General features: G+C 61.0%; 2 protein-coding genes. Both read right to left on the bottom strand.

Going from position 1 to position 2,594, the window contains the following annotated elements; translation table 11 throughout:
• Nucleotides 1-114 precede the first annotated feature (114 nt).
• Nucleotides 115-1,341: a deoxyguanosinetriphosphate triphosphohydrolase gene (locus WCA53_RS26625; RefSeq protein ID WP_423917650.1), complete on the bottom strand. Its 1,227-nt coding sequence runs from the start codon at nt 1,339-1,341 to the stop codon at nt 115-117.
• Nucleotides 1,342-1,445: 104 nt separating this feature from the next.
• Complete coding sequence (aroB, locus tag WCA53_RS26620) at nt 1,446-2,522, bottom strand: 3-dehydroquinate synthase (protein ID WP_423917653.1); 1,077 nt, start codon at nt 2,520-2,522, stop codon at nt 1,446-1,448.
• Nucleotides 2,523-2,594 lie beyond the last annotated feature (72 nt).

Below are 2,594 nucleotides of genomic sequence, written 5' to 3'. Positions count from 1 at the left end.
GCTTCTCATGTCTTTTGCACCCTTTTAGTTGACGCGCGCGCCGCTCGCCGGATCGAGGACGCACAGCCGGCCGCTCAGCAGCCTCCAGCTTCTTTGATCGTGGAGCGCGCGATTCTAGATGTCTTCGATGACGAACAAACGTCCGTACTCTTTCAGCGCGTAGCGATCCGTCATTCCTGCGATGTAATGCGCGATCAGGCGCGCCTGCGAACTGTCCGTCGCACCGACACTGCCGTCGGGATCGTTGGCCGATTCTTCCTCGACACGTCCGCGTGCCTGATATGCCGGCGGGAGCAGGCGAGGATCTTCATCGAACGCGTTAAACAAGCCCGTCACCACGCGACGCGCCTTGTTCGCCATGCGCATCACGCGGTAATGGCGGTACAGGTTCTTGTACAGGAAGCGCTTGAGTTCGGCGGCTTGCGCGGCGACTTCCGCGCCGTGCAGCACGAGCGGCGGCGCGTTGCGCACGTCGTCGAGCGATGCCGGCTGCATGTGCGCCAGCCTTGCGCGGGTCGCATCGATCAGGTCCACGATCAGCGTATTGATGATGCGCCGGATGGTCTCGTTGATCAGCCTGCGCCCTTCAATGTCCGGATACTCAAGGCGCGCCTTTTCGTAGTGCGTTTGCCACAACGCGACATCGGCGAGTTGGTCGAGCGTGATCAGGCCGGAGCGCAGACCGTCGTCGACATCATGATTGTTGTAGGCAATTTCGTCGGCGACATTCGCGATCTGCGCTTCTAGCGACGGTTGCGTGCGGTTCAAGAACCGCTCGCCCAACGCGCCGAGTTTCAGTGCGTTTTCGCGCGAGCAGTGCTTGAGAATGCCTTCGCGTGTTTCGAAGCAGAGATTCAGGCCGTCGAACGCGCCGTAATGTTCTTCCAGTTCGTCGACCACTACGAGGCTCTGCAAATTGTGCTCGAAGCCACCGTGCTCGCGCATGCAATCGTTGAGCGCGTCCTGTCCGGCATGGCCGAACGGCGTATGGCCAAGATCGTGGGCAAGCGAAATTGCTTCGACGAGATCCTCATTCACGCGCAGGTTGCGCGCGACGGAACGTGCGATTTGCGCGACTTCCAGACTGTGCGTGAGCCGCGTGCGAAACAGGTCGCCTTCGTGATTGACGAAAACCTGCGTCTTGTATTCAAGACGGCGGAACGCCGTGGAGTGAACGATTCGATCGCGATCGCGCTGGAATTCGGTGCGCGCGCTCGGCGGCTTTTCCTCGAAGCGGCGCCCGCGCGATTCAGCGGAATGCGCAGCATAGGGGGCGAGATGCGCCTCGAACGCGAACGAGGTCGCTGTGCTGCTCGATACGCGGGACTGTTTGTCGCTCAACGGCTGCTCCGGGTCTTCGTTGCGCTCATCGTCGCGCTAAACGTTGCGCTAAAAGGCGTGCTGTCATCAGGGTAGACGCGATGGGCGGCGCCGACAGCGCGTTATCAGACGCTCGCCGCGAGCGTTGCACGTACCGCGTCGTCCGGCGCGCCTGTAATGAGCGTGTCACCGAAACGCGTGAGCAGGATGAACTTGATTTCGCCCGCTTCAGCTTTCTTGTCGACCTTCATCAAATCGATATACCGGTCCGCGCCCAGCGCTGGCGCTTTGACCGGCAATTTAGCCGCGGTCACCAGTCCCGTGAGACGCGCGCGCGATGCTTCATCCAGCCGGCCAAGACGAACTGAAAGATCGGCCGCCATCACCATGCCGCAACCTACTGCTTCACCATGCAGCCATTCACCGTAACCGAGCCCTGCTTCAATCGCGTGACCAAATGTGTGACCGAAATTGAGGATAGCTCGCACGCCGCCTTCGCGCTCGTCGGCGGCAACCACCGACGCCTTTACTTCGCACGACCGCTTGACGGCATGCGCTAGCGCGGACGGGTCGCATGCGTTCAGTCCCGCGATATTCGCCTCGATCCAGTCGAAAAATTCACTGTCGGCAATTGCGCCCGTCTTGATCACTTCCGCGATACCCGCGGCGAGTTCACGCGGCGGCAGGGTCTGCAGCACCGCGATGTCCGCGATCACGGCTTGCGGCTGATAAAACGCGCCGATCATGTTCTTGCCAAGCGGATGATTGATGCCCGTCTTGCCGCCGACCGACGAATCGACCTGCGCCAGCAGCGTGGTCGGTACCTGGATGAACGGCACGCCTCGCATGTAACAAGCCGCGGCAAAACCGGTCATGTCGCCAATCACTCCGCCGCCCAATGCAATCAGCGTGGTCTTGCGATCGGCGCGGCCGGCCAGAAGCGCGCTGAAGATCTGGTTCAGTGTGTCAAGATTCTTGTGCGCTTCGCCATCGGGCAAAACGACCGTTGTGACGTGTTTGCCGAGCGGCGCGAGCGCGGCACGCAGTGCATCGCCATAGAGCGGATCGACCGTTGTATTGGTGACGATCGCGACCGACGAGCCCGCGATGTGCGGCGCGTACAGTTCGGTGCGGCCAATCAGCCCTGCGCCGATATGGATGGGATAGGCGCGATCGCCCAGTTCGACATTGACTGTAATCATGGCGGACATTATGACGTAGCCGGTTTGGTGATGCCGGCCATCTCCAGTTGCATCAACACCATGTTGACGAGG

Origin of the sequence: Caballeronia sp., assembly GCF_049581465.1 — a bacterium.
GTDB lineage: Bacteria > Pseudomonadota > Gammaproteobacteria > Burkholderiales > Burkholderiaceae > Caballeronia.
Note: the sequence above shows the minus strand (reverse complement) of the source record. Positions and strands in the feature narration are given on the sequence as shown.